This is a genomic window from Streptomyces sp. GL_141, from assembly GCF_057834385.1.
On the sequence record NZ_CM174402.1, the window covers coordinates 3,007,718 to 3,032,714 of the forward strand.

Sequence of the window (24,997 nt, forward strand, 5' to 3'; positions counted from 1 at the left end):
TCGGGCGTCGACCTGCAAGGGATATTCCCCGAATGGGTCCAGCCATGCCATGGCATATGACGGACGCTCGGTGAATCCCTGATGAAGGCCTCGCGCGGAGGGTCCCCGGGGGCGTCCCGGGCGTACGGGAACACGGGTACGGCGCGCCACGGAAGGGTCCGGGCGCGCCGTGAGGTGTCCGTGATATGCCGGGGCGGTGTCAGACAACCGCAGGTCAGGCGCCGTAAGGGGGCCTGCCGGGCGGAGTCAGCTGCCGTAGCGCCGGTGGCGGGCGGCGTAGTCGCGCAGGGCGCGCAGGAAGTCGACCTTGCGGAAGGCCGGCCAGAAGACTTCGCAGAAGTAGTACTCGGAGTGCGCGCTCTGCCACAGCATGAATCCGGACAGCCGCTGCTCCCCGCTGGTGCGGATCACCAGGTCCGGGTCGGGCTGGCCGCGCGTGTAGAGGTGCTCCGCGATGTGCTCGATGTCGAGGATCTCGGCGAGCTCCTCGAAGGAGGTGCCCTTCGAGGCGTGCTCCAGGAGGAGCGAGCGGACCGCGTCGGCGATCTCCTGGCGGCCGCCGTAGCCGACCGCGACGTTGACGAGTATCCCGTCGACGGTGCGGGTGGCCTCCATGGCCTCCTTCAGGACGCTCTGGGTCCCGGCGGGCAGGATGTCGAGGTTGCCGACGTGGTGGACGCGCCAGCGGCCGTCGGCGGCGAGGCCGCGGACGGTGTTCTCGATGATGTTGAGCAACGGGCGGAGCTCGACCTCGGGCCGGTCCAGGTTGTCCGTGGAGAGCATCCACAGGGTGACGACCTCGACGTCCGTCTCGGTGCACCAGCCCAGCATCTCGGAGATCTTGTCGGCGCCGGCCTGGTGGCCCTGCACCGTCGTGCCTCCGGAGGCCTTGGCCCAGCGCCGGTTCCCGTCGAGGATCACGCCGATGTGCTTGGGCGTCTCGTCATGGTCGATGCGGCCTTCCACCCGGCGTGCGTAGAGCCTGTACACAGGACGGCGTACCAGGTCGCGCAGCTTCACGATCTTCCAGCCCCTCCGAGCGATTCCCCCGTGCGGAATGCGGTGGTCCCCCCAAGTCCGCCACAGACCGCCACATTACTGCGCGACGGGATCCTGCATCCAACTCGGTCCTGTCACAAGTCCGTGATAGGGAGGACAACGTGACTGAAAACAATCCCTATCGGGCAGAGCCCTCGCGCTACGACTCCATGGAGTACCGGCGCACCGGCCACAGCGGACTCAAGCTCCCCGCGATCTCCCTCGGCCTCTGGCACAACTTCGGAGACGACGCCTCCCTCGGGTCCCAGCGGGCGATCCTGCGCCGGGCCTTCGACCTCGGCGTGACCCACTTCGACCTGGCGAACAACTACGGCCCGCCCCCCGGCTCGGCCGAGCTGAACTTCGGCAAGATCTTCGCGCAGGACTTCGCGCCCCACCGCGAGGAGCTGGTCCTCTCCACGAAGGCCGGCTACCTCATGCACGAGGGGCCGTACGGCGAGTGGGGCAGCCGCAAGTACCTGCTCGGCTCGCTGGACGCCTCGCTGAAGCGGATGGGCGTCGACTACGTCGACATCTTCTACTCGCACCGCTTCGACCCGGAGACCCCGCTGGAGGAGACCATGGGCGCGCTGGCGTCCGCGGTCCAGCAGGGCAAGGCGCTCTACGTGGGCGTGTCCTCGTACACCGCGGAGCAGACGGCCGAGGCGGCCCGGCTGCTGCGGGAGATGGGCGTGCGCCCCCTCATCCACCAGCCCTCGTACTCCATGATCAACCGCTGGACGGAGGAGGACGCCCTGCTCGACACCCTGGAGGAGGCCGGCATGGGCTGCATCTCCTTCGTGCCGCTCGCGCAGGGGCTGCTGACCGGGAAGTACCTCAAGGGCATCCCGGAGGGCTCACGGGCCACCCAGGGCAAGTCCCTCAACCCGGACCTGCTGTCGGACGAGGTCGTGCGCCGGCTGAACGGACTGAACGAGATCGCGGCGCGGCGCGGGCAGACGCTGGCTCAGCTCGCGCTCAACTGGGTGCTGCGGGACGAGCGGATGACCTCGGCGCTGATCGGTGCGTCGAGCGTGAAGCAGCTCGAGGAAAACGTGGCTTCCCTGTCCGGCGCACCGCTGTCGGAGCAGGAGCTGAAGGAGATCGACTCCTTCGCGGTGTCCACCCCCGGCGCCAACATCTGGGCCCAGCGGGGCTGACCTGCGCCTTTGCCCGGCGCTGCGTCAGCACTGCGCGGGGACGAAAAACGGGCCGGTCCGTGGGGGGGATACGGACCGGCCCGAGGGGGGGGTTCCACCATAACCCTTCGTAAAGCCTGCTGCGTGCAACACCGCGACACGATGACGCTCCGGAGCCGTCCGGGAGCACTGCGCAGAGCCGAAACGGCCCCCACACCCCTTGCGGGGCCCGGCACAAGCCCGTACGGACCAACCTGCCGCCGTCCCTCCCCAGGGGGACCCCGCCGGGTGCGCCGGCTTGACGCCGAAGCCCGGCCTGATCGGCAAGACGCCCCCTAGGGTGGGCCGTATGGGGAACAGGGAACGCTGGCACGACGGCACGGCCATGCTCTACGTCGGCGGCCCGGAGCCCGTGGAGGTACCCCTGGAGGTGCCCGTGGAGGTGGCCGCCTCCTACCGGGCCCGCACGCGCGGCCTGCTCGGGCGGGACGGGATCGAGGGGGCGATGCTCCTGACCCCGGCGTCGAGCGTCCACACCTTCCGGATGCGCTTCGCCATCGACGTGGCCCACCTGGACCGCCGGCTCACCGTCATCGCGCTGACCACCATGGTCCCGGGCCGGCTCGGCCTCCCCCGGCTGCGCGCCCGCCACGTCCTGGAGGCCGAGGCCGGAGCCATGGCCGCCTGGGGCCTGCGCGTCGGCTCCCCGCTCACGGTCCGTCTCACCACGCGCTAGCGGGTGTCTTGTCGGTCGGGCCGGATCAGGGAGCGGGGTCCGATCGGCAAGACAACCGCTAGGCGCCACTCCGCACCGGCGGTAGGTTGGGGCGGTTGAGCTGGGGTGTGGCAGGGGAGCGGCATGACCGAGAACGCGCGCGTCAAAGCGCTGGAGCAGATCATGCCGGCGACCCACGGAGCCGACGAGGACATCGACTGGCAGGCGGCCGAGGCCGTCTGGGGCGGCCGCTTCCCCTCCGATTACATCGCCTTCATGGGCCGCTTCGGTGCGGGCTCGATCAACGGCGAGGCGAGCGTGCTGCTGCCGCTGCCCAAGCCCGGGCTCCAGTGGGACCCGGCCCAGATGGCGGAGGAGACGGCCAACGCCCGCCAGGTCTGGGAGGCGGAGGGCGGCCGGGCCGCCTTCGACGTGGACCCGGAGTCGATCCTCGCCTGGGGCGTCACCGGCGGCTCCGACATCCTCTGCTGGCTGACGACCGACCCCGACCCCGACCGCTGGCCCGTTCTGGTGGTCGGCCGGCACACCGCCGACTCCTTCGCGGTGTATCCGTACGGCATGGCCGAGTTCCTGTACCTGCTGTGCTCCGACGAGTTCGACATGAGCCCGGTCAGCATCACCTTCTGGGACGGCGGCCACCTCAGCTTCGTGCACTGGCAGAAGGCCCAGCGCCGCTGGCAGGAGGGGCGCAACCCCGAAACGGGCGAGCCCGATCCGTACGCGGGCGACTTCGCGGACTGAGCCCCGCCCGCCCGCCCGCTCTCCCGGCACCCCTCCCGCCGTTCCCACCCGTTCCCACCCGTTCCGCCGCGCTCCGTGGCCGGAAACGGGCGTTTCGGCATGTCTACGCGCGTCCGAATTGTTGATCACATATCGGAAAACACCATTCCGAAATGCCGCAGTTGGAGCATTGACCACAAGTGCCGCCCCAATGGAACCAACCGCCCTTCCTCAGGAGAGAATTCCGGCCAACGGGCCACTGAGGGACACCACAGCCCGGAGTAACTCATAAGTAATAACGGGACTCAAAAGAAAATCAGGGGAATCCACCCGTGCGACGAAGAATCTTCAGCACGGCCGCCACCACGGTCGTGCTCGGTCTGCTGATACCGCTGGCCGGCTGCGGCAGCTCCGGCGGAAGCGCTGATGACGGCGGTACCCTCCGCCTCGTCGCCGCCGAATACGGGGACAACCCGGCCACCAGTTCCAAGGCTTTCTGGGACAAGGTGACGGCTGATTTCACCGCCTCGAACCCCGGCATCAAGGTCCAGGTCGAGCTCCTGCCGTGGGCCGACATCGACCGTGAAGTCTCCCGCATGGTCAAGGCCGGCAACGCCCCGGACATGGCCCTCATGGGCGGTTACTCGGACTTCGCGGCGCAGGGCAAGCTCTATTCCGCGCCCGAGCTCCTCTCGGTCACCGCCGAGGCGAACTTCCTCCAGCCCCTCTCCGACGCCGGTTCCGTCCGCAACACCCTCTACGGCCTGCCCTTCGTGGCGAGCAGCCGCCTCCTCTTCTACAACGAGAAGCTGCTCACCGACGCCGGGGTCATCCCGAAGGACTCCAAGAACGGCTGGCAGCCCAAGACCTGGCTGGATCTGAAGGCCGCGGCCACCGCGCTCAAGGCCAAGGGCGTGAAGACGCCGTTCGCCATGCCCCTGGGCCCGGAAGAGGCGCACGCCGAGGCGATGATCTGGGAGCTCAGCAACGGCGGCGGCTACGCCGACAGCAGCGGCAACTACAGCCTGGCCTCCGACCAGAACATCGCGACCTTCAAGTGGATCAAGCAGCACCTGGTCGAACCCGGTCTGCTCGGCCCCACTCCCCCGTCGCAGCTCAACCGCGCCGACGCCTTCGCCGCCTTCGCGCGCGGCGAGGTCGGCATGCTCAACGGCTACCCCCAGCTCGCGCACGAGGCGCGCTCCAAGGGGATCACGGTCGGCGCCGTCGCAATGCCCGTCTCGGACATGCTCGGCTCCGGGGAGGTCCCGCCGAACGTGGGCGTGGCCGACTGGATGATGGCCTTCAAGCAGAACGGCCACCGCGCCGAGATCGGCAAGTTCCTGGACTTCGTCTACCGGGACAAGAACCTGGCCGACTTCGCCGGCCGCTACCACCTGCTGCCGTCCACCGTCTCGGCGTCCCGCACGCTGGCCGGATCCTCGGGCATGGACAAGAACGACCAGCAGTTCCTGAACGCCCTGCGCGGCGCGCAGCTGTACCCGGTCAACGACCCGTCCTGGGTGGTGATCAGCGACACCATCAAGCGCAACATCGGCCGCGCCGTGGACCCGTCCGGCGACCCGAAGGCCGTCCTGGAGGAGATCGCCGCCAAGGCGAACGACGCCAAGAAGGGGCGCTGACCCAGCGCCCTCCGAAGAACCCCCGAACGCCCCTGTCGAAAGGGACCTTCGCCCCCTGCCGCACCCCACCCCGGGCGGCATCATGGCTGGTACGGCTTTGATCCAAGGCCGCGGCCCAGTCGCCCGCATGCGCCCACAAGGCGCGCGGGGCGGCCGGCCCACCTCCTCCGGGACGCGACTCGGCTCAGCCCGACTCGACTCGGTCAGCTCGCGCCCTGATTCTTCGGCGTGAACGCCGTGCGGTACTGCTCGCAGCTGGAGTCCCACTGCAGGGACCCGGTGAGGGTGCCGTAGCCGGTGCGGGTGACCGACCATTCCACCGTGTACGTCCCGGTGTCGCACTTGATGCGCTTGCCGCCCGGAACCTTCGTACGGCCCGTCGCGGGCCGGTTCCGGAGCTCCTGGTGCACCTTCGCCACCTCGGCGCGCCGGGCATCGCGCAGGACCGCGTGCAGGACGAGCACCTGCTTGCCGTCCTTCGTCGTCAGCACCTTCTTGACCCCTTGCGAATCCGCCACCGACCACGCGAACTCGTACCCGGGCTCCCAGGCCAGGGTCTTGGGGTCGCCGACCTTGCGCTCGTACTCCTCGGCGCCCTTGGGGCCGGGCCGGGTGATCGTCTTGTACTGGATCGAGGGGTGGAAGCGGAACTGCGCCTCCACCTTGTGCATGTCGTCCTTGGTCCACATCGACTTCATCGACTTCTCCCCTCCGCTCGGGTCCTGGAGGTACACGCCCTCCGCGGCGGTGGCCGCGCCCGAGAGGGCCGGGGCGAGGGCCGCCGCGGCGGCGGCGAGGGCGAGGGCGGCGGTGCGGGTGCGGTTCATGCCCGGACCAACGGGACCCTCCGGCGGGCCGGAACGACACCGGGCGCCCTTTCACCCGTACGGGATCCGGCGGGGCGGTGGTGGACGGGAGGCTAGGCCTGACCGGTCTCGAAGCGGCTGATGCGGCCGCCGCCGGGGGCGATGACGAACCGCCAGGAGGTGCGCATCTCCCCCCAGGTGTCGTTGCGGTAGCCGACGGTCAGGGTGCGGCCGCCGTCGGACTCGGACTGGACGTCCATGTGGCCGCCGGAGTCGAAGATCTCCTTGTCGATCCACTCGTGGAGGTCGCGCTCCGTTCCGTCGTCGGACATGGTCGCGTCGGCGGTCAGGAGCGCGAGGAAGGCGTCCTTGTCGTGCGCGTTGACCGCGCTGACGAGGGCGCCGACGACGGGGTCGGACAGCTTTCCGGGGGCGATGGCCACGGAGACCTCCTGGTCGGGCGTACGGGGCGTACGGGCGCGGGCGGCGCCGGTACGGGCATGCGTGCGCGACCAGGGAACACCCCGGGCGGCGGCGGGGCGTCGACCCTCACCCGTTCGCCACCGGACGGCGTGTCAGGCGCTGGGGCCGGTGACCACCGGGAAGCCGGTGGGCCGGCCCTGTTCCTTCAGCCAGGCGAGGACCTGGTCGAGGGCCTCGACGCTCTGGGTGCGGTCGCCGCCGCCGTCGTGGAAGAGGATGGTGGGGCCGTTGCCTATCTCGGCCTTGACCGTGCCCACGATCGCGGCCACGCCCGGCTTGCTGAAGTCCTTGGTGTCGACGTTCCAGCCGAGCGGGCGCATGCCGTTGGCGGCGGCCAGGGCCCGGCTCTCGGGGGTGAACGCGCCTCCGGGGGCCCGGTAGTACTCCACCTTGGCCCCGCCGCCCGCGGCGTCCTCGATCTGCTTCTTCGCGTCGAGGATCTGCTGCTGCTGGTAGGCCAGGGGCTTCTTGTCCATGCCGGTGTTGTGGTCCATCGTGTGGTCGCAGAGCCGGTGACCGCCGGCGACGACCTTCTTGACCAGGTCGGGGTGGTCCTTGGCCTGCGGTCCGATCATGCAGAAGACCGCCTTCACGTCGTACTTCTTGAGCACGTCCAGCACCTTCGGGGTCCACTGCGGGTCGGGTCCGTCGTCGATGGTGATGTTGACCGCGCCGCCGCCGCTCTCCGACGCGTGGGCTATGCCGTCGGGGACCTGCCCGCTCGGCTTCCCCGGCGCCTGCGGCTCGGCGTCGCCTCCGCCCTGCGCGGGGTCCTCGGTCTGCCGGGAGACGTTCTGGTGGTTGGTGTCGTGGCCCGGGTCGACGAGGGCCGTCACCCCCCACGCGGTCGCGGCCACCGCCGCCACCGCTCCGGCGACGGCGATCCGTGCCTTCGTACCCCGCATCTGCGTGCGCGTCATGAACCCCATGTGCTGTCTCAACTCCCCATATCCACGTCCGCCGTGTGACCTCGCACTGGTCAGGACGTCGGTCGGGGATGCGGGGTTCCAGCCGAATGGCCCATAAATTCCAGGTTGTAGGACTTTGGTCCTCCATCGTCCTGAATTCCGTCCCGACTGAAACCGAGGACGATCGGACCGGCCTCATACCGGACATCCCGGTCCCAAGACCCGGGCTCCAGCCGGAGGTTCACCTACCCATGAGCAAGGCAGCAATCACGTCCTCCTTCACGCTGCTCACCCTGATCGCCCTGTCGGTGACGGCATGCGGGGGCGGCGGGGGCGGGGACGCCGCCGAGGCCTCGCGGCCGCCCGCCGAGCTGAGCGTCGTACCGGCCGACGGGTCGAAGGACGTCAAGCCGAACGAGCCGCTCACGGCGCGGGTGAACCACGGCACGCTGACCGCGCTGCCCGTGACGGGATCTGACGGGAAGCCGGCCGAGGGCACGCTCAAGGACGGGGCGTTCACGCCGGGCGACCCGGCGAAGACGCCGACGTGGAGCGGGAGGATGCCCCTCATGACCAAGGAGGGGCAGATCCAGATGACGGCCGCTTCGGTCGGCCTGACCGGCTACGACCAGTGGGTCGACAAGTCGATGCGCATGACGGTCTCGGGTACGTTCGCGCACCAGGCGGAATGGGTGGAGAGCTACATCGGCTCAGCGAACAAGAGCCACGGCTGCATCGGCAGGACTGACAGAAGCGCTCAGCCACATTCAGCCCCTCCGGCGTTTGAGGAGCGGGGGTCCGGGGGCGGAGCCCCCGGTTTCGGGAAGGGGCGGGGTGGGGGAAGGCCCCGCGCAGCGGCCCCCACTCCCCGGCCGCAGCCGACCACCCGCGGGCCGCGCCACCCCGCGCACGCCGATGGGCCCGGCCCGGAGGATCCGTAGATCCACCGAGCCGGGCCCACCACACCCGAGCGCGAGCAACTCAGTGCACGACGGCCGCCTCCGGCGCCATCTCCGGCTTCGCCGGGCCACCACCCGACGCACCGGCCGGCCCGGCCCCCCGCAGGGGGACCTCCTTGACGAACCAGGCGGCCGCGAAGCCCAGTACCGCGATCCCCGCACCCAGCAGGAACGCCGAGTGCGTACCGGCGGCCACCGCGTGCTGGTAGGCGTCCCGGACGACGTCCGGAAGCTTCGCCAGGCTCGCCGCGTCGAGCTGGGCGGAGCCCGCCTTGGCCGCGGCCTCCGGGCCGAGCCGGTCGGTCATGGTGCTGGTGACCTGGCTGGTGAACAGGGAGCCCATGAGGGCCACGCCGAAGGAGCCGCCGAGCGTGCGGAACAGGGTCGCCGAGGAGGACGCGACGCCCATGTCCTTCATCTCGACGCTGTTCTGGGCGACCAGCATCGTGATCTGCATCAGGAAGCCGAGCCCGGCACCGAGCACCGCCATGTACACACCGGACATCAGGCGGGTCGTCCCGGTGTCCATGGTGGCGAGCAGGAAGAGCCCGACGACCATGAGCCCGCCGCCGACGATCGGGAAGATCTTGTACTTGCCGCTGCTGGTGGTGATCCGGCCCGCGATCAGCGAGACGACCATCATCGAGAGCAGCATCGGCAGGAGCAGCAGGCCGGAGTTGGTGGCCGAGGCGCCCTGGACCGACTGCTGGAAGAGCGGCAGGTACAGCACGCCGCCGAACATCGCGAAGCCGACCAGGAAGCCGATCACGGACATGAGGGCGAAGTTGCGGCTGCGGAAGATGTGCAGCGGCATGACCGGGTCGGCGGCCTTGGTCTCGGCGTAGAGGAAGCCGGCGATGGAGGCGATGCCGACGGCGATCAGGCCGATGATCTCGGCGGAGCCCCAGGCGTACTCGGTGCCGCCCCAGGTGGTGACCAGGACGGTGGAGGTGATGCCGATGGTGAGCAGCGCCGCGCCGAGGTAGTCGATCTTGGGGCGTTCCCCGTGTTCCTTCTTCGGGAGGTGCAGCACCGCGGTGACCATGGCCAGGGCCACGGCGCCGAGCGGGAGGTTGATGTAGAAGGACCAGCGCCAGCCCATGTGGTCGGTGATGGTGCCGCCGACCAGCGGTCCGCCGATCATGGCGAGGGCCATCACGCCGGCCATCATGCCCTGGTACTTGCCGCGCTCGCGGGGCGGGATCAGGTCGCCGATGATCGCCATGACGCCGACCATCAGACCGCCGGCGCCGAGGCCCTGGATCGCGCGGAAGCCGATGAGCTGGCCCATGTCCTGGGCCATGCCGCTGAGTGCGGAGCCGACGAGGAAGATGACGATCGAGGTGAGGAAGGAGCCCTTCCGCCCGTACATGTCGCCGATCTTGCCCCAGATGGGAGTGGAGGCGGCGGTGGCCAGGGTGTAGGCGGTGACGACCCAGGAGAGGTGTTCCAGGCCGCCGAGCTCGCCGACGATGGTGGGCATGGCCGTACCGATGATCATGTTGTCGAGCATGGCCAGCAGCATCGCGATCATGAGCGCCATCAGGACGACCCGTACGCTGCGCGGCTTCACCTCCTCCGAGGTGTCCGCCTTCTTCTTGATTTCCACCATGTTCCACTCCCCTGGCGCATACGCACCGGCCCTGGGACTTACTTGCCGACCGGCTAGTTCACTACAATGGGGAAGGTAGACCCGTAACTAGCCGGGCGTCAAGCAAGTAACTCAGGGGAGAGTCATGTCCAGCAGCAGTCCGCAGCAGCGCCGTGGCGATACGCGGCAGCGCATCCAGGACGTCGCACTGGAACTCTTCGCCGAGCAGGGGTACGAGAAGACGTCGCTGCGGGAGATCGCGGAGCGGCTCGGGGTCACGAAGGCGGCGCTGTACTACCACTTCAAGACCAAGGAAGACATCATCATCAGCCTGTTCGAGGACCTGACCCGGCCCATCGACGAGCTGATCCGGTGGGCGGAGGAGCAGCCGCGCACGCTGGAGATGAAGCGGGAGGTCCTGCGCCGCTACAGCGAGGCGATGGCGGGCGGCGCCTCGCTGTACCGCTTCATGCAGGAGAACCAGGCCTCGCTGCGGGAGCTGACCATCGGCGAGACGGTGAAGAAGCGCCTCCTCACCCTGGTGGAGCTGCTCCGGTCCGGCCAGGAGGACGCCCCGCTGGCCGATCAGGTGCGGTGCGTGAGCGCCCTGTTCACCCTGCACGCGGGGATGATGTTCCTCCAGCACGTGGAGGGCGACCCGGAGGAGACCCGGCAGGCCGCCCTGGAGGTCGCGACGGACCTGATCACCCAGGCGCACGGGCAGGTGTAGGCCCCGCCGAAACCCCTCGGCTCACGCGACACTCCCCGGTTCACTCGATCGAACGAACGTAACCCCGGGCGATTACTCTCCGTAGTCAAGTCGGCTACTTTTGGTGATGCGGGGTGCTGCGGAACGGCCGCGGCACCGCCCGAGCCGAAGGAACCGCCGCCATGATGCGTCTCGCCCTCACCACCGCCGCTGCCGCCGCGGCAGCCGTCTTCGTCACCGCGTTCGCGCCGCAGGCGCCCGCCCCGGCCGCGCCGCTCTCCTACGTCGCGCTCGGGGACTCGTACAGCGCCGCCTCCTTCGTGCGCCCTTGGAACACCGACGGATGCGGCCGCTCCGCGCAGGACTATCCGCACCAGGCCGCGCGGCGGCTGAAGGTGGAGCTCACCGATGTCACCTGCTCGGCGGCGGAGGTCAGAGCGGGGCTGCTGAGTCCGCAGTCCGAGCTGAAGGGGCCGCCGTCCGTGCCGCCACCAGGCGGATGGACCGCCAAACCGGCGCAGATCAGGGCCGTTACGGCAGCCGCGGATCTCGTCACGGTCGGCGCCGGCGGCAACTCCGTGGGCTTCGCCGAAATCGTCGAGGCCTGCGTGAAGCGGGGCCTGGCCTCTTTCGGTACGGGCTCCCCGTGCGCCGATCACTACGCGCGGGGCGGGGGCGCCGCGGGGCTCGACGCCCGGTTCACCGCACTGGAAGCCGATTTCACGGCCCTGCTGAAGGAGATCCGCACGCGTGCTCCGCGCGCCGGGGTGGCGGTCGTCGGGTATCCGGCCGTCGTGGACAGCTCGGCGGGCTGCGGCTGGGGGTCCTGGCACCAGCTCGGAACCGTCGCCAAGGGCGACATGCCCTGGCTCGACTCCGTGGAGCGCCGGCTCAACGCCCTCCTGCGGGAACAGGCCCGCCGGAGCGGCGCGGTGTACGTGGACACCTACTCCTCCAGCACCGGGCACGGGGTGTGCGCGGCCGCCGAGCAGCGCTGGATGTACGGGATCAAGGACAGCCTGACCGGGCCGGGCGAGCAGAGCGACCCGCCCTCCGAGCTCTGCCGCTCCATCCCGGCCCGGGGCGAGGCCTGCACCGTCCTCCACCCGAACCTCCGCGGCGCCACCCACCAGGCGGACCGCGTCACCGAGGCCCTGACCGCACTGGGGGCAACCAGAAACTAACTAGAACCTGACATACCGTCCTCGACGGCGGCTGGACCACCCGCTGACGGCGGGCGACCCCGATGACGGCGGCGTGATGCGGGCCCGTCGTCCGGTCACTCCGCCGCGGGCGGCTTCTTGAACCGGTCGCGGAGCGTGCGCTGGACGGCTGAACCGATGAGCAGGACGAGGGCGGCGCCGAGGCCTCCGAGCAGTTCGGGCACAGCGGCGTACAGGACGTCGTTCACCGCTTCACCGCCGCGGCGGCACGCTCCACCTGGCGGGCGCCGAGGCGGTGGAGCTTGCGGCGGACCCGCTCGCCGTACGCCTCGGGGTGCTCGCTGTCGACGGCGGCCACCGCCCAGGAGTCGGCGCCGGCGGCCCAGGTGCGGGCCACCGCCTGCTCCGGCTCGGCGAGTTGCCGCAGCACGGCGCCGACCCGCTGGTCCTGGAACTCGTCGTCCACGAGGAGCCCCTCGGGGCAGCGCCGATCGGTCACCACGTCGGCGAGCGTGAGGCCGTCGCCGACGGGCCGGCTCAGCAGGGTGACGCGTTGGCCGCGCGTGCGGTGTTCCCACAGCGGCAGCAGCTGCCGGTGTGCTTCGTCGGCCTCCTGGCGCAGCAGGTGCCTGAGCGCCGGGTCGTCGGCCGCACGGTCGCGGAGCAGGTCCACCCAGTCGCCCAGCAGGGCCATCTCGACGGCCTCCCGCCACCGCGCGGGGTGCGCCAGGCCCAGCCAGGTGCGGCTGAAGTCGTCGACCGTGGCGTGGTCGCCGTCGATGGCCGCGTTGCGGGCGACCAGCGCGTTCTGCAGCAGCAGCCGCTCGGAGCGGTTCAGTTGCCACGGACGCGCCGTTGCCAGCGCCAGGAGCACGGAGGAGATCGCGGCGTACACGTTGACCAGGACCTCAGCGAGCCCTTCGTCGCGCGACAGACCCGAGAGGATCGCCGCCGCTCGAAGGAGGCTCATGGCGGCCTCGACGGGCGCGAGTAGGTGCTGGGGGTAGTGGCCAGATGCCCGTTCCGCGCCGATGGCCGCCCGTTCTTCACGCGTGCCCGGGCCCTGGATTTCTACGACGCACGCCGGGCAGACACTGACGGACTCCAGGATGATCATGAGCCTTCCTTCGGAGAAGAGGTCTTGAGGTTCTCTCTCCTGGGCGCGGGGGCAGACCCGATCGGCAAAGAATCTTCAGAACGCCCGATGTGGCCTGCGTCACGTCTGACGCGTGAGGGCCGCCCGGTCCGGCGCGGCAGCGGCGGCTCGGCGCTGGCCCCTCGCCCGAAGATCAGGAAGACTCGGATCATGGTTTCGATAGTGCAGAACGTGGCGATCGATTGTGCGGACGCCTATGAATTGGCCCTGTTCTGGAGCCGGGTGACCGGGTGTCCGCTTCCGCCGGAGGACGGGCCGGGTGTCCGGGAGACTCAGGTGCTGTTGGCGGAGGGGCCGGTGCTGTACTTCAACCAGGTTCCCGAGGCCAAGACGGTCAAGAACCGGATCCACCTGTGCCTGCGCCCCGAGACCTCGCGGGAGCAGGAGGTGGACCGGCTCCTCGGCATCGGAGCCACCCTCGTCGGCGATCACCGCAACCCCGACGGTTCGGGCTGGGCCGTCCTCGCCGACCCCGAGGGCAACGAGTTCTGCGTCCTGCGCAGCAAGTCCGACCTCGCCGCCGCGCACCCGGCCTAGCTCGTTCCTTGGGGTCAGGTCGCGGTGGGAACGTGGCGCGCTGCCACGAGCCGGGCCATGGTCCGGAGTTTCCTGAAGTAGGAGGCGCAGTACTCCGAGTTGATCAGGGGCTCGATCCTGTCGAGGTCGGCTATGCACGCCCAGAGGACGGCTATGCCGTTGTCGTCGAGGCCGCCGTTCAACTCGGCGTGGACGAGGCCGGCGACATCGGCGTCCAGGAGGATCAGCTCCACGCCGTCGATGTCCACACCGCGAAAGCTGTCGGGGTACAGGGCGCGCAGGTGCTCCTCCCACAGCCGGGTGAGTCGGGCGTCGGACGGTGCCGCGCCCGTGGCGGCTGCCGTCGCTCCTGCCGAGGGCCGTGGGCGGACAAGCAGGGATACGGCGTCGAAGACGGCACGGACCATCGCGATGGCCCCCTCCGGACTGATGTCGGCACTGGTGACGGCGCCCTGTGTGAGCTCGTCGCGCAGTTGTCGGCTGCGGTCGAGCCGCGTGGCGAGTTCTGCCGGGACGAGCCCGGTGTCGGCGGCCCGCTCGATCAGGTCTTGGAGCGACTCGTTGACGGCAAGGCGCTCGGTGAGGACGTGCTCCAGGGCGAACAGGGAATGCGTGACGGCGGCGGTGGCGAACTCGTACCGGTAGTAGGAGTGCCGGATGAGCTCGCGGGAGGTTTCCAGCGCGCTCATGACGTACATCGACGCGTCGCCGGGCAGAACCAGGTCCGCAACCAGGGCATGCATGCCCTCGTAGTCGAGAACGACGAGGCGGGCACGCGGGTCCGGTACGGGCACCGGCAGCAGCAAGGGGTTCACCCACGCAGTTTCGTCGCCCCAAGGCTGCCGGTGCCATCGGATTTGCTCGGCGCAGGCGTGGCAGGCGTGGCAGGCGTGGCAGGCGTGCTGATGCGGCGTCAGCGGGACTCTCGCCACACGGCGACTTCGGCTTCGATGTCGAATTCCTTGAGGTTCAGCGGGGGGCCGGGCGGGGGCCTGCGCAGGGCCGTGCGGATCTTGTCGTTGATCTCCGTGAGGAGGGCGCGGACCTGGCGTTCGGTGCGGGCGGCCTTGACCGCCTCGCGGGCGTCCTCCGCCTCCTTGCGCAGCGCGAGCGCCGGCGGGAGGACCGCGAAGCCCTCGCGGTGCAGTTTGCCCTTGATCCACCACAGCTCGTCGTACGGGGCGTCGAGCGAGGCCAGCGGCTTGCCGAAGCCGGGCAGGTTCTCGATCTCGCCGCTCGCCTCGGCCTGCCTGATCTGGCGGTCCACGAAGGATTCGAAGCTGACGCCAGGCGGTTTGCGCTCGGTCACGTTGCCTCCCAAGGGGTTCTCGCCAGCATAACTCCGGGGACCGGGGGGAGGGTTACGCACCGTGACCGGCCGTGGGCTCAGAGGCGGCGGTCCGACTCCTCGATCGGGATGTCGTTGATGCTGGCCTCGCGGCGCCGCATCAGGCCCGCGGCGTCGAACTCCCACTGCTCGTTGCCGTGGCTGCGCCACCACTGGCCGCCCGCGTCGTGCCACTCGTACTCGAAGCGCACGGAGATGCGGTTGTCGGTGTACGCCCACAGCTCCTTGCGCAGCCGGTACTCCAGCTCGCGCTCCCACTTGTCGGCGAGGAAGGCGCGGATCTCGGCGCGCCCGTTCAGGAAGCGGTCGCGGTTCCGCCAGGCGGAGTCCTCGGTGTAGGCGAGGGCGACGCGTTCGGGGTCGCGGCTGTTCCAGGCGTCCTCGGCGGCCTGCACCTTGGCGCGGGCGGACTCCGCGGTGAAGGGCGGCAACGGCGGTCGCACGGCGGAGGGAGCGGCGGCAGTCACGGGGTGCACCTCTCGACGGAACAGGAGGGAGAACGGTCATTCTCCTCGCTGCCCCAACCCTAGAGAACGGTCGTTCTCAGCGCAAGCGATTCTGGTCTACGCTGCTTCCATGCCCGCCGCCCCGATGAGCTCGATGAGCTCGATGAGCCCGATGAACGACGAAGAGGCCCGCACGCGCCTGCTGGACGCCGCGGAGGCGCTGTTCTACGCCGAAGGCATCCAGGCCGTGGGCATGGACCGCATCCGCGCGCGGTCGGGCATCCCGCTCAAGCGGCTCTACCGCCTCTACCCGGCCAAGGAATCCCTGGTCACCGCCTACCTGGAGCGCCGCGACCGCCGCTGGACGGCGAGCCTGAGCGCAGCGGTCGCGGGGCGGCCGGCCGACCCCGTCGGGGCGGTCTTCGAGTGGCTCGCGGGGTGGTTCTCGGAGCCGGACTTCCGCGGCTGCGCGTTCCTGAACGCGTACGGGGAGCTGGGCGCGGGTCCCGCCGGGGTGCTGGACGTCGTACGCCGCCACAAGGCGGAGCTACGGGCGCTGCTGGCCGGCATCGCCGGTCCGGGCCGGGAGGGCCTGGCGGAGCAGTTGTTGCTGCTGGTCGAGGGGGCGACGGTGGTCGCGGCCCTGGAACCGGGGCCGGGGGCGGCGGTGCGGGCGCGCGAGGCGGCGTACGTCCTGGTCCGCGCGCACGGGGGGATTCACGCGGACGGAGGGATTCACGCGGCTGCCGAGTGATCGGTTACGCGTCGTACACAGCCGGGTCGCATTGTCAGCTTTTAACTGGTGTCGGGACTTTTGTCCACCGGAAGACCGCATTCGGCGGTCGCCCTCCGGTTCCGTCGCTTTTCCTCGCGGAGGAAACACCCTTGTCTGCTTCCCGCTGCACGTCGGCCGCCCTGGTCGTCGCGGCCGTCACCGCGACCTGCCTGCTGCCGGCCGTGCCGGCTTTCGCCGCCGGCTCGCCGCACATCCGGTTCTCCCAGCCGTACGTCCCCTCGATCGCCGCCGGAAAGACCGGCCGCGTGGTGATCGTGGCGGAGACCGGCGGCGATCAGGCACTCAGCAGCAGCTTCCGGATCACGGCGCCGGAGCGGACGACCTTCCCCGAGGCCCGCTTCTACTGGAACGGCGACCGTGCGGGCGCGCCCTGCACGCTCTCGGGCAACGCCCGCCAGCTGACCTGCGATGCCGGGACCCGGGCGGGCTTCGCCTTCCCGGCGCAGAGCGACACCCGGCTGGGCGTACTCGTACGGGTGGACGCGGACGCTCCCGAGGGAACGACGCTCGACGGCGGCGAGTGGGCCGCGGACGGCGCCTCGCCCGGTCTGTACGCGGTGTCCACCCCGGTGACGGGGCCCAAGGGCGACGACGGGCACGACGGGCACGACGGGAAGCCGGGCCACGACGGAAAGCCCGGCCACCACGGCCGCCCAGGACCCAAGGGCGACAAGGGAGACCAGGGCGAGCGGGGCGAGAAGGGCGAGCGCGGGGACCGCGGCGACCGCGGTGAGAAGGGTGACCGCGGCGAGAAGGGCGAGCGCGGGCCGAAGGGTCCGCAGGGACCCAAGGGCCACCAGGGCCCGAAGGGCGACACCGGCCCCGCGGGCCCGAAGGGCGACCAGGGACCGGCCGGAGGCCCCCAGGGTCCGAAGGGCGACACCGGGGCCCAGGGCCCGACGGGCGACACCGGCCCGTCCGGCGGCCCGAAGGGCGACACCGGCCCCGCGGGCCCGAAGGGCGACCAGGGCAACGAGGGCCCGACGGGACCGGCGGGCGTACCCGGACCGGGCGGACCGCAGGGCCCCACGGGCGACACCGGCCCGGCCGGCGGACCCAAGGGCGACAAGGGCGACAAGGGCGATAAGGGCGACCAGGGCACCCGGGGCGACCGCGGCGACCGCGGCCCGGCCGGACCTACGGGAGCGCGCGGACCCGGCGGCGAGAAGGGCGAGCAGGGCCCCGTCGGACCCAAGGGCGACAAGGGGCACAAGGGACACAAGGGCGACCAGGGCCCGAAGGGCGACCAGGGCAAGCGCGGACCGGGCGGGCCCAGGGGCGAGCAGGGGCGGCAGGGCCCCAAGGGCCCGAAGGGTGACCAGGGCAAGCCCGGAACGTGCAAGTGCGGCAAGGACCACGGCGGCAAGGACCACGGGGGCAAGGACACCAAGCCCGGGAAGTCGACCGCCCGCATCGTCAGCGACAAGCTGCACGTGCGCACCGGTCCCGGCACCCACTACAAGAAGGCCGGCGTGATCAAGCACGGCACCGAGGTCCAGGTGATGTGCAAGACCAACGGCACCGAGGTCGACGGCAACGCGATTTGGTACAAGCTCGCCGACGGCCGCGGCTGGATCGCCGCCCGTTACGCCGCGAACCTGAACCGCATCCCCACCTGCTGACCTAGCGCCGGCACCAGCACCACCCACCCTTCGGTGCGCATCGAGGCCCCCGAGCCCCGGTGCGCACCGAAGTCGTTTCCGCCCGGCACGGACAACGAAATCCGCAGCACGCACCCACACCAACCACTAATCCCCACCTTCAACAGGTAGTTGAACAAAAGAAACCGAAGAGTAGCCCTTGTGTCCCCACCGCCACCGCGGGCAAGATCTAGCCCTTGTACGCGGCTCGGAGGGGCACAGCCTGTGGTGAGCAAAAGGGCCGGCAACGACGGGGGCGGCGGACTGCGCGCCGGCGCCCTGGGGACGTTCGACTCCATCGTCATGGCGGTCGCGGGCTGCGGGCCGGCGTACACCGTCGCCGCGACGATCCCGGCGCTCATCGCCACCGTCGGGGTCGCGAGCCCCGCCGTGCTCCTCTACTGCGCGATACCGATGATCGGCATCGCGCTGGCCTTCCGTCATCTGGGGCGCCTCGACGTCAACGCCGGGGCGAGCTACGCCTGGGTGGCGCGCACCCTGCACCCCTTCCTCGGCTTCCTCAGCGGCTGGGCCCTGGTCGTCGCCGCGACGGCCTTCCTCGTGTCGGCGACCCTCCCGGCCGGCAGCGCCACGCTCGCCCTCGTCAGCCCGGAGCTGGCCTCGCACACCGGCCTGGCCACGGCCGTCGGCGCCGGCTGGTTCCTGCTCATGGCGGGCGTGGTGGCGCAGGGGGCCAGGATCAGCCCGTACACGCGCCGCATCCTCACCGGCGTCCAGCTCGTGCTGCTGCTGGCCTTCGCCGTCGCCGCCCTGGCCAAGGACGGGAACGCGGCGGACTTCTCGCTGTCCTGGTTCGGCTTCGGCCACTTCGACGCGTCGCACAGCTTCGTCGCCGGCGCGCTGATCGCGGGGGTCAGCTACTGGGGCTGGGACGTCTCCAGCAACCTCAACGAGGAGACCCGCACCAGCCGGCGGTCCTTCGGCCTCGGCGGCCTGATCGGCGTCGCGCTGTCGTTCGCGGTGTTCGTCGTCTTCACCATCGCCACCAACATCCTCATCGGCGCGGACGCGGTACGGGACAACCCCGACGGCTTCCTCTCCGTGCTCGGCGACGCCGTCTGGCCGGGCTGGGGCGGCCGGCTGCTCGTCCTCGCCGTCGTGCTGTCCATGGTCGCCACCCTGGAGACGAGTCTGCTCCAGGCGACCCGCACGCTCTTCGCCATGGGCCGCGACCGCACCGTGCCCGCCGCGTTCGGCCGCATCCACCGCGACTGGCAGACGCCTTCCGTGGCCACCGCCACCGTGGCGGCCGTGGCGCTCCTCCTCGTCGCCGTCTCCGCGACGGCCGGCTCCGGAACGCAGTTCGTACGGGACGCCGTCAGCGGCATCGGCCTGCACATCGCCTTCTACTACTCCCTCGCCGGGCTGGCGGCCGTGGTCGCCCACCGCAAGGTGCTGTTCAGGTCCGTGGGCACCTTCCTCTTCGTCGGGCTGTGGCCGCTCGGCGGCGCCCTGTTCATGATCTGGATCTTCGCCATGTCGGTTCCGGAGCTGACCGGCAGCGCCCTCGCCATCGGCCTCGGGGCGCTCGCGCTGGGGCTGGTCCCGATGACCTTCTCCCGGCTGCAGGGGGTCTCGTACTTCAGGCCCAGGCCGCTGGATCCCGAGCAGGACGCCTTCTACGAGGAACAGGGCGCGGGACCGGTCCCCGGCCCGGGCCTCGCGGCGGCCGAACGGCGGGACGACGTACTGACCGACTTCTGACGACGCCGAGAGCGCCGACAGCACCGAGAGCACCGACTCGACACCACGCCGATCCGAGGAAAGTCCATGGCACCCTGGCCGCGCCGCCGCCGTTCCGGAGCACCGGTCTACGACCAGGCGTACGGCGACCGACGCCTGGAGCAGTGCCGCCAGGACATGGTGATGGGCCGCTGGGAAGGGGCCCGCGACCTGCTGGCCGAGCATCCCCGCCACGACTGGGACCGGCGCGCGCACCGCATCCGGCTGCTCGCGGACGCGGCGGCCGGCAGGCGCACCGTGGACGTCTGGTACGCCGCCGAGCCCGCCAACGCGGACGCGGCCGTCCTGCGCGCGGAGACCGAGGTGATGCGGACGTTCGCCGCGGCGCGCAGCGGGGCGATGCCCGCGAACGACAGCCTGGACCAGGTGGCCGGGCTGTGCCTGCGGGCCGCCGATCTGGCGCCCGCGGACCCGTACCCGTACGTCTCCCTGGTGACGCTCGCCCGGCTGTACGACCGCGGCGACCCGAACATGGGCCACTGGTGGAAGGAGCTCCGCGCCCGCGACCCCTTCCACCGGGAGGCGCACCACCAGGCGCTGCGCTACCTCTCCCCGCGCTGGCACGGATCGAACGGCGAGGCCAACAACTTCGCCTGGGACGTGGCCGTCTACGCCCCGCCCGGTTCACCGCTCGTGGTGCTGCCGCAGGTGGCGCGGGCGGAGCAGTACCGGCACCAGACGGAGGCGGAGGGGCGCACGGCGATCGGCCTGGCCTACCACTGGAGCGGGGACCGGGCCCGCTGGGACCTGCGCAACGCGCTGGAGAACTGGATCGCCCGGCGCACGGTCTCGTACGCCCAGGACGTCGCCGACCTGAACTACCTGGCCCACGGTCTGGTCCACGCGGGCATGGAGGCGCAGGCGCCGGCCGTCTTCGCCCTGCTGGACAACCGGGCCACGCGGGTCCCGTGGTCGTACAGCGGCGACGCGGAGAGCCTCTTCGTCCGCTGGCGGGACAAGGCGATGGACCTGTTGGACCCGCCCCAGAAAAAATCTTGAAACTTCTCGGCGGGGGATGTCGAGAACCCGTGCCGTGCTCCGTCTCCTCAGTGGAAGCGGCCAGAATGGGCCGCACGGCACGGAGGAGACCGTCATGGCCAAGTACCTGCTTCTCAAGCACTACCGCGGCGCCCCGGCTGCCGCCAACGACGTCCCCATGAGCGAGTGGACGCCGGAGGAGATCACGGCCCACATCCAGTACATGCGCGATTTCGCGGACCGGCTGGAGGGCACCGGCGAGTTCGTCGACGGTCAGGCGCTCGCCCCCGAGGGGACCTGGGTCCGCTACGACGGCGAAGGCCGCCCGCCGGTCACCGACGGCCCCTTCGCCGAGACGAAGGACCTGATCGCCGGCTGGATGGTGATCGACGTGGACAGCTACGAGCGCGCCCTCGAACTGGCCGGGGAGCTGTCGGCGGCCCCCGGTGCGGGCGGCAAGCCGATCCACGAGTGGCTGGAGCTGCGCCCGTTCCTGGCCGCGCCGCCGACCGTCCCCGAGTGCCACTGACCTGGACCAGGTGGACGAGGCGGACGAGGCGGACGACGTGGACGAGGCGGACGAGGCGGACGAGGTGAATGAGGTGGACCAGGTCAACCGGGTGAACCAGGTGGACGAGACCCTGCTCCGGAGCCTCACCCCGCACGTCCTCGGAATCCTCGTCCGCCGCGGAGCAGACTTCGCGGCGGCCGAGGACGCCGTCCAGGAGGCACTGCTCGAAGCGGTGCGCGTCTGGCCCGAGGCCCCTCCCCGGGACCCGAAGGCCTGGCTGATCACCGTGGCCTGGCGCCGGTTCCTCGACGCGACGCGGGCGGACACCGCCCGCCGCCGGCGCGAGGACCGGGTGGAGGAGGAACCGGCGCCGGGCCCCGCCCCCGCGGTGGACGACACGCTCCAGCTCTACTTCCTGTGCGCCCACCCCTCCCTGACCCCCTCCTCCGCCGTCGCGCTCACCCTGCGCGCGGTCGGCGGGCTCACGACGCGCCAGATCGCCGCGGCCTACCTCGTCCCCGAGGCGACGATGGCGCAGCGCATCAGCCGCGCCAAGCGCACCGTCTCGGACGTCCGCTTCGACCGCCCGGGCGACGTCGGTACGGTCCTGCGCGTCCTCTACCTGGTCTTCAACGAGGGCTACTCCGGCGACGTGGACCTCGCCGCCGAGGCCATCCGCCTCACCCGCGGCCTGGCGGCCTCCATCGACCACCCGGAGGTGTCGGGGCTCCTCGCCCTGATGCTGATCCACCATGCCCGGCGCGCCACGCGCACCACCCCCGACGGCACGCTGATCCCGCTCGCGGAGCAGGACCGCGGCCGCTGGGACAGGACCCTGATCGCCGAGGGCATCGGCATCCTGCATCCCGCGCTCGCCCGCGACCGACTGGGCGAGTTCCAGGCGCAGGCCGCCATCGCCGCCCTCCACGCCGACGCGCGGACCACCGAGGAGACCGACTGGGTGCAAATCGTGGAGTGGTACGACGAGCTGGTCCGCCTGACCGACAGCCCGATCGCCCGCCTCAACCGCGCGGTGGCGGTCGGCGAGGCCGACGGCCCGCGCGCCGGCCTGGCGGCGCTGGCCGAGCTCGACGCCGCGCTCCCCCGCCACACCGCGGTCGCCGCCTACCTCCACGAGCGCGACGGCGACCTGGCCCTGGCGGCCCGCCTGTACGCCGAGGCGGCCCACCAGGCCCCCAACCTCGCGGAACGCGACCACCTGACCCGCCGGGCGGCCCGCCTGAACTCCGCCCGCCGCGACTGATCCACAGCGACTGATCCGCCGCGAAGCGGCGCAGAGTCGCTCGTGGCGTCAGTCGGCGGCGGCGTCGCCCTGCCGTCCGTGGTCGAAGCCGCCGCGGTGGGTGAGGACCTCCTCCATGTTGCCCTCCGCCCAGGCCTTGATCCCCTTCATGAGGCCCTGGAGCGAGCGGCCCAGATCCGTCAGCTCGTAGCTGACGGTGACGGGCACCGTGGGGGTCACGGTCCTGGTCACCATCCCGTCGCGCTCCAGGGAGCGCAGCGTCTGCGTCAGCATCTTCTGGCTCACGCCCGAGATCCTGCGCTGCAGTTCGGAGAAGCGCATGGGACTCGGCTCGTCGCCGGGGGCGGTTCCCGGGCCGTCCCCGCCCAGGGCGGCGAGCACGAGGGCCACCCACTTGTCGGAGATGCGCTCCAGGAGTTGGCGGCTGGGGCATTGCGCGAAGAACGCGTCGTACTCCGCTTTGGCTGCGGCCCGCCGCTCGGACGCGGTCGTGGTCGGCATAACTCGCCTCTCCGCTCGGTCACTTAGGCACTTCGAGGTGCCTTCTTCCCGCCGGTGGGCGGGTGCCTCCATGGTGGTGACACGCCCAAGCGATGGCAAGCCCATCCACCTCACGGGCCCCACGAAGGAGCAGTTGATGATGCAGCACATGACGTCCCGCCGGGCCGTGGTCCGTACGCCGTCCGGACCCCGGTCGATCGAGACCGTCACCGTCCCACTGGCCGAGCCGGGGACGGGGCAGATCCGGGTCAAGGTCGCCGCCGCGGCGGTCAACCCGGTGGACCTGGGCGTGGCCGGGGGTGTCTTCCACCGGCTCGGCCTGGTCGACCAGCCTCAGCACACCGGACTCGGCTGGGACTTCGCCGGCACGGTCGATGCCGCCGGACCGGGCGTCGACCTGCGGGTCGGCACGCGGGTCGCCGGGTTCCTCGACGGATTCGACCGCGACCACGGATCCCATGCCGAACACCTCCTGGTCTCCGCCGCCAAGGTCGCCGTCGTACCGGACACCCTGGACCTGATCGAGGCGGCCGTGGTGCCGCTCACCGCCACCGCCGCGGCCCAGCTCGTCGCCCTCCTCGGCGAGGCGCCCGGCGAGGGCCGGCGCTTGCTGGTGACCGGCGCGGCCGGTGCGGTGGGCGCGCACGTCGCCGTACTCGCCCGGGACAGCGGCTGGCAGGTGACCGGGCTGGCCCGCGCCGCCGACGAGCCGTTCGTCCGCGGCCTCGGCGTGGACTTCACCACCGGTCCCGGGCAGGACTGGGATGCCGTCGCCGACGCCGGAGCCCTTCAGGAGCCCGCCCTGCGGGCGGTGCGCGACGGCGGCCGTTTCGTCGGCGTGCAGCCCGCCGCACGGCTCGCGGAGGAGCGCGGCATCACCGTCGGCGTCCTCTTCGCCCGCCCCGACGGTCCGCTCCTCACCCGCTTGCTCGGACGGGTGGCGACGGGCGAACTGCCGGCCCGCGTCCACGCCGTCACCCCGCTCGCCGAAGCGGCCGACGCCTACGAGGCGATGGCCAAGGGCGGCGTCCGCGGCCGGATCGTCCTCGTCCCCTGACAGCCCCTTCCCCACGAACGACCACCTCAACGAACAGGACAGCCGATGCTCACCACCCTTGCCACCGTTCTCGCCGGCCTGATCGGCGCGGCCCTCATCGTCATGGGCGCGATGGTCTTCGCGAAGCCGCGGAACGCCGCCGGCTTCGGCATTCCCAACACACCGGTCGACGACCCCGCCTTCCGGTCCTGGCTGCACGTGAAGGGGGCGCGCGAGATCGTGTGCGGGGTCTTCGCCTTCGTGCTGATGCTCGTCGCGCCAGCGTCGGTGCTGGGCTGGTACATGCTGACGTTCGCGGCGATGCCGGCCGCGGACATGGTGATCGTGCTGCGCAGCGGCGGACCGAAGGCCACCGCCTACGGCGTCCACGCCGCGACGGCGGCGGTCATGGTGGCGACCGCCCTAGGCCTCCTGCTCTGAGCCCGACGGTCAAGCTGAGCGTGCCGCCGCAGTGCGACAGCTTCAAGGGCTGGGACGAGACCCTCGGCTGGGTCCCCGAATCGGTGGGATCCCTCCCGGCTGGCGGTGTTCCCCGCCGACGCCTCCGGTTCCGGGGTCAAGCCCCTGCGCGAGGTGGACGTCCCGGTCAAGGCGTCTGCGCACCAGGTCCGGGTCAGCGCGGACGCCGGACGGCTGCTCGTCGCCTCCTGGATCAACGGAGGGAAGGACGGGGCGCCGCAGGGTCCCCCCACCTGGTCGGTGCACGACGTCCGGACCGGCGCGCTGCTGGCCCGCATGGAGTGCGCGTACAAGGAGACGCCCAGCATCCTGGACCAGGCCCCCGCCCACACGGCCATCGCCTCCCCCTCGGGCCGCTACCTCGCGGCCGGCCCGGTCGCCTTCGACCTGGAGCGGAAGCAGGGCATCTGCCTGGAAGGCGACGGCAACCGCAAGACGATCACGGTCGCCGCGATCCGCCTGACCGGCGTGGGCGGCGGCGCGGGCCTCTTCTTCGCCCGCGACGACAACAAGAACCTGCGGGTCTCACTCCGACGGGCCCCCTGACCCGGCCGGATACCCGGCAGCGGCGACTGTGTCCGTACTCGCCGGCAGGCAGGCGAACGCGATTCGGGCGCCGTGGCCGAAGGGCGGAGCACCAGCTCA

General features: G+C 71.2%; 28 protein-coding genes. 17 read left to right on the plus strand and 11 right to left on the minus strand.

The features are described 5' to 3' along the window. Window positions 1–246: 246 nt before the first annotated feature. On the minus strand, window positions 247–1,020 hold the full coding sequence (locus AC3IX6_RS12715; RefSeq protein ID WP_489370223.1) for an isoprenyl transferase: 774 nt from the start codon (window positions 1,018–1,020) through the stop codon (window positions 247–249). Between the two features lie 140 nt (window positions 1,021–1,160). Between AC3IX6_RS12715 and mgrA the strand changes: the two genes are divergently transcribed. From mgrA to AC3IX6_RS12735, 4 genes are all read left to right on the plus strand, one after another. Beyond that, window positions 1,161–2,198, plus strand: a complete 1,038-nt coding sequence (gene mgrA / locus AC3IX6_RS12720) for an L-glyceraldehyde 3-phosphate reductase (RefSeq protein ID WP_489370224.1) — start codon at window positions 1,161–1,163, stop codon at window positions 2,196–2,198. Window positions 2,199–2,526: 328 nt separating this feature from the next. Then, the gene (locus AC3IX6_RS12725) at window positions 2,527–2,913 is read left to right on the plus strand and encodes a DUF192 domain-containing protein (protein ID WP_489370225.1); all 387 of its coding nucleotides are present in this window, start codon (window positions 2,527–2,529) and stop codon (window positions 2,911–2,913) included. Between the two features lie 123 nt (window positions 2,914–3,036). Continuing rightward, window positions 3,037–3,654, plus strand: coding sequence for an SMI1/KNR4 family protein (locus AC3IX6_RS12730; protein ID WP_489370226.1), 618 nt, complete (start codon window positions 3,037–3,039; stop codon window positions 3,652–3,654). 311 nt (window positions 3,655–3,965) lie between these two features. Continuing rightward, window positions 3,966–5,276, plus strand: coding sequence for an extracellular solute-binding protein (locus AC3IX6_RS12735; RefSeq protein WP_489370227.1), 1,311 nt, complete (start codon window positions 3,966–3,968; stop codon window positions 5,274–5,276). A 203-nt stretch (window positions 5,277–5,479) separates the two neighbouring features. On the opposite strand, the gene AC3IX6_RS12740 is transcribed toward AC3IX6_RS12735, so the two are convergent. From AC3IX6_RS12740 to AC3IX6_RS12750, 3 genes are all read right to left on the minus strand, one after another. Beyond that, window positions 5,480–6,103: a hypothetical protein gene (locus tag AC3IX6_RS12740; protein ID WP_489370228.1), complete on the minus strand. Its 624-nt coding sequence runs from the start codon at window positions 6,101–6,103 to the stop codon at window positions 5,480–5,482. Between the two features lie 92 nt (window positions 6,104–6,195). Further along, window positions 6,196–6,525 carry a nuclear transport factor 2 family protein gene (locus AC3IX6_RS12745; protein ID WP_489370229.1) on the minus strand — a complete coding sequence of 110 codons (330 nt, stop codon included), beginning with the start codon at window positions 6,523–6,525 and terminating at the stop codon, window positions 6,196–6,198. Window positions 6,526–6,657: 132 nt separating this feature from the next. Then, a complete protein-coding gene (locus AC3IX6_RS12750) occupies window positions 6,658–7,485 on the minus strand; it encodes a polysaccharide deacetylase family protein (RefSeq protein ID WP_489370230.1) in 828 nt (275 codons plus the stop codon). 239 nt (window positions 7,486–7,724) lie between these two features. Here AC3IX6_RS12750 and AC3IX6_RS12755 point away from each other — a divergent pair, with 239 nt between their 5' ends. Then, window positions 7,725–8,414, plus strand: coding sequence for a hypothetical protein (locus tag AC3IX6_RS12755; RefSeq protein WP_489370231.1), 690 nt, complete (start codon window positions 7,725–7,727; stop codon window positions 8,412–8,414). A 40-nt stretch (window positions 8,415–8,454) separates the two neighbouring features. On the opposite strand, the gene AC3IX6_RS12760 is transcribed toward AC3IX6_RS12755, so the two are convergent. Further along, complete coding sequence (locus AC3IX6_RS12760; RefSeq protein ID WP_489370232.1) at window positions 8,455–10,044, minus strand: MDR family MFS transporter; 1,590 nt, start codon at window positions 10,042–10,044, stop codon at window positions 8,455–8,457. Between the two features lie 124 nt (window positions 10,045–10,168). On the opposite strand from AC3IX6_RS12760, the gene AC3IX6_RS12765 reads away from it, so the two are divergent. Together AC3IX6_RS12765 and AC3IX6_RS12770 are read left to right on the plus strand one after the other, a co-directional pair. Continuing rightward, complete coding sequence (locus tag AC3IX6_RS12765) at window positions 10,169–10,753, plus strand: TetR/AcrR family transcriptional regulator (RefSeq protein WP_489370233.1); 585 nt, start codon at window positions 10,169–10,171, stop codon at window positions 10,751–10,753. Between the two features lie 161 nt (window positions 10,754–10,914). Continuing rightward, window positions 10,915–11,916 carry an SGNH/GDSL hydrolase family protein gene (locus tag AC3IX6_RS12770; RefSeq protein ID WP_489370234.1) on the plus strand — a complete coding sequence of 334 codons (1,002 nt, stop codon included), beginning with the start codon at window positions 10,915–10,917 and terminating at the stop codon, window positions 11,914–11,916. Between the two features lie 95 nt (window positions 11,917–12,011). Here the strand turns inward: AC3IX6_RS12770 and AC3IX6_RS12775 are convergent, their stop codons facing one another. Both AC3IX6_RS12775 and AC3IX6_RS12780 read right to left on the minus strand, forming a co-directional pair. Beyond that, the gene (locus AC3IX6_RS12775) at window positions 12,012–12,143 is read right to left on the minus strand and encodes a hypothetical protein (protein ID WP_489370235.1); all 132 of its coding nucleotides are present in this window, start codon (window positions 12,141–12,143) and stop codon (window positions 12,012–12,014) included. Then, entirely contained in the window at window positions 12,140–13,012 is an 873-nt protein-coding gene (locus tag AC3IX6_RS12780; protein ID WP_489370236.1) for a hypothetical protein, read from the minus strand. Before AC3IX6_RS12780 ends, AC3IX6_RS12775 begins: the two co-directional genes overlap by 4 nt. A gap of 189 nt (window positions 13,013–13,201) precedes the next feature. Here AC3IX6_RS12780 and AC3IX6_RS12785 point away from each other — a divergent pair, with 189 nt between their 5' ends. After that, window positions 13,202–13,588, plus strand: coding sequence for a VOC family protein (locus tag AC3IX6_RS12785; RefSeq protein ID WP_489370237.1), 387 nt, complete (start codon window positions 13,202–13,204; stop codon window positions 13,586–13,588). A 14-nt stretch (window positions 13,589–13,602) separates the two neighbouring features. Here the strand turns inward: AC3IX6_RS12785 and AC3IX6_RS12790 are convergent, their stop codons facing one another. The 3 genes from AC3IX6_RS12790 to AC3IX6_RS12800 all read right to left on the minus strand — a co-directional run bounded on the left by AC3IX6_RS12790 (window position 13,603) and on the right by AC3IX6_RS12800 (window position 15,403). Beyond that, the gene (locus tag AC3IX6_RS12790) at window positions 13,603–14,403 is read right to left on the minus strand and encodes a hypothetical protein (RefSeq protein WP_489370238.1); all 801 of its coding nucleotides are present in this window, start codon (window positions 14,401–14,403) and stop codon (window positions 13,603–13,605) included. A 98-nt stretch (window positions 14,404–14,501) separates the two neighbouring features. After that, window positions 14,502–14,897 (minus strand): DnaJ family domain-containing protein, encoded by a 396-nt coding sequence (locus tag AC3IX6_RS12795; protein ID WP_489370239.1) that lies wholly within the window; start codon window positions 14,895–14,897, stop codon window positions 14,502–14,504. Between the two features lie 77 nt (window positions 14,898–14,974). Further along, window positions 14,975–15,403 carry a nuclear transport factor 2 family protein gene (locus AC3IX6_RS12800; protein ID WP_489370240.1) on the minus strand — a complete coding sequence of 143 codons (429 nt, stop codon included), beginning with the start codon at window positions 15,401–15,403 and terminating at the stop codon, window positions 14,975–14,977. A gap of 151 nt (window positions 15,404–15,554) precedes the next feature. On the opposite strand from AC3IX6_RS12800, the gene AC3IX6_RS12805 reads away from it, so the two are divergent. The 6 genes from AC3IX6_RS12805 to AC3IX6_RS12830 all read left to right on the plus strand — a co-directional run bounded on the left by AC3IX6_RS12805 (window position 15,555) and on the right by AC3IX6_RS12830 (window position 22,335). After that, complete coding sequence (locus AC3IX6_RS12805; protein ID WP_489371428.1) at window positions 15,555–16,136, plus strand: TetR/AcrR family transcriptional regulator; 582 nt, start codon at window positions 15,555–15,557, stop codon at window positions 16,134–16,136. 131 nt (window positions 16,137–16,267) lie between these two features. After that, window positions 16,268–17,800, plus strand: coding sequence for an SH3 domain-containing protein (locus tag AC3IX6_RS12810; protein ID WP_489370241.1), 1,533 nt, complete (start codon window positions 16,268–16,270; stop codon window positions 17,798–17,800). A gap of 246 nt (window positions 17,801–18,046) precedes the next feature. After that, window positions 18,047–19,543, plus strand: a complete 1,497-nt coding sequence (locus AC3IX6_RS12815) for an APC family permease (RefSeq protein WP_489370242.1) — start codon at window positions 18,047–18,049, stop codon at window positions 19,541–19,543. A gap of 66 nt (window positions 19,544–19,609) precedes the next feature. Further along, complete coding sequence (locus AC3IX6_RS12820; protein ID WP_489370243.1) at window positions 19,610–20,581, plus strand: hypothetical protein; 972 nt, start codon at window positions 19,610–19,612, stop codon at window positions 20,579–20,581. Window positions 20,582–20,675: 94 nt separating this feature from the next. Next, on the plus strand, window positions 20,676–21,089 hold the full coding sequence (locus tag AC3IX6_RS12825; protein WP_389691274.1) for a YciI family protein: 414 nt from the start codon (window positions 20,676–20,678) through the stop codon (window positions 21,087–21,089). Between the two features lie 100 nt (window positions 21,090–21,189). Beyond that, on the plus strand, window positions 21,190–22,335 hold the full coding sequence (locus AC3IX6_RS12830; protein WP_489371429.1) for an RNA polymerase sigma factor: 1,146 nt from the start codon (window positions 21,190–21,192) through the stop codon (window positions 22,333–22,335). Between the two features lie 48 nt (window positions 22,336–22,383). Here the strand turns inward: AC3IX6_RS12830 and AC3IX6_RS12835 are convergent, their stop codons facing one another. Further along, a complete protein-coding gene (locus tag AC3IX6_RS12835; RefSeq protein WP_489370244.1) occupies window positions 22,384–22,836 on the minus strand; it encodes a winged helix-turn-helix transcriptional regulator in 453 nt (150 codons plus the stop codon). Between the two features lie 136 nt (window positions 22,837–22,972). Between AC3IX6_RS12835 and AC3IX6_RS12840 the strand changes: the two genes are divergently transcribed. From AC3IX6_RS12840 to AC3IX6_RS12850, 3 genes are all read left to right on the plus strand, one after another. Then, on the plus strand, window positions 22,973–23,893 hold the full coding sequence (locus tag AC3IX6_RS12840; protein ID WP_489370245.1) for an NADP-dependent oxidoreductase: 921 nt from the start codon (window positions 22,973–22,975) through the stop codon (window positions 23,891–23,893). Between the two features lie 45 nt (window positions 23,894–23,938). Beyond that, entirely contained in the window at window positions 23,939–24,313 is a 375-nt protein-coding gene (locus tag AC3IX6_RS12845) for a DUF4267 domain-containing protein (RefSeq protein ID WP_489370246.1), read from the plus strand. A gap of 105 nt (window positions 24,314–24,418) precedes the next feature. Next, on the plus strand, window positions 24,419–24,898 hold the full coding sequence (locus tag AC3IX6_RS12850) for a hypothetical protein (protein ID WP_489370247.1): 480 nt from the start codon (window positions 24,419–24,421) through the stop codon (window positions 24,896–24,898). Window positions 24,899–24,997 lie beyond the last annotated feature (99 nt).

Excerpts from the sequence above, each read along its gene's own strand:
- AC3IX6_RS12725 (WP_489370225.1), top strand. The coding sequence starts at position 2,527 with ATGGGGAACAGGGAACGCTGGCACGACGGCACGGCCATGCTCTACGTC.
- AC3IX6_RS12730 (WP_489370226.1), top strand. The coding sequence starts at position 3,037 with ATGACCGAGAACGCGCGCGTCAAAGCGCTGGAGCAGATCATGCCGGCG.
- AC3IX6_RS12740 (WP_489370228.1), bottom strand. The coding sequence starts at position 6,103 with ATGAACCGCACCCGCACCGCCGCCCTCGCCCTCGCCGCCGCCGCGGCG.
- AC3IX6_RS12750 (WP_489370230.1), bottom strand. The coding sequence starts at position 7,485 with ATGACGCGCACGCAGATGCGGGGTACGAAGGCACGGATCGCCGTCGCC.
- AC3IX6_RS12755 (WP_489370231.1), top strand. The coding sequence starts at position 7,725 with ATGAGCAAGGCAGCAATCACGTCCTCCTTCACGCTGCTCACCCTGATC.
- AC3IX6_RS12760 (WP_489370232.1), bottom strand. The coding sequence starts at position 10,044 with ATGGTGGAAATCAAGAAGAAGGCGGACACCTCGGAGGAGGTGAAGCCG.
- AC3IX6_RS12765 (WP_489370233.1), top strand. The coding sequence starts at position 10,169 with ATGTCCAGCAGCAGTCCGCAGCAGCGCCGTGGCGATACGCGGCAGCGC.
- AC3IX6_RS12770 (WP_489370234.1), top strand. The coding sequence starts at position 10,915 with ATGATGCGTCTCGCCCTCACCACCGCCGCTGCCGCCGCGGCAGCCGTC.
- AC3IX6_RS12780 (WP_489370236.1), bottom strand. The coding sequence starts at position 13,012 with ATGATCATCCTGGAGTCCGTCAGTGTCTGCCCGGCGTGCGTCGTAGAA.
- AC3IX6_RS12785 (WP_489370237.1), top strand. The coding sequence starts at position 13,202 with ATGGTTTCGATAGTGCAGAACGTGGCGATCGATTGTGCGGACGCCTAT.
- AC3IX6_RS12805 (WP_489371428.1), top strand. The coding sequence starts at position 15,555 with ATGAACGACGAAGAGGCCCGCACGCGCCTGCTGGACGCCGCGGAGGCG.
- AC3IX6_RS12820 (WP_489370243.1), top strand. The coding sequence starts at position 19,610 with ATGGCACCCTGGCCGCGCCGCCGCCGTTCCGGAGCACCGGTCTACGAC.
- AC3IX6_RS12825 (WP_389691274.1), top strand. The coding sequence starts at position 20,676 with ATGGCCAAGTACCTGCTTCTCAAGCACTACCGCGGCGCCCCGGCTGCC.
- AC3IX6_RS12835 (WP_489370244.1), bottom strand. The coding sequence starts at position 22,836 with ATGCCGACCACGACCGCGTCCGAGCGGCGGGCCGCAGCCAAAGCGGAG.
- AC3IX6_RS12840 (WP_489370245.1), top strand. The coding sequence starts at position 22,973 with ATGATGCAGCACATGACGTCCCGCCGGGCCGTGGTCCGTACGCCGTCC.
- AC3IX6_RS12845 (WP_489370246.1), top strand. The coding sequence starts at position 23,939 with ATGCTCACCACCCTTGCCACCGTTCTCGCCGGCCTGATCGGCGCGGCC.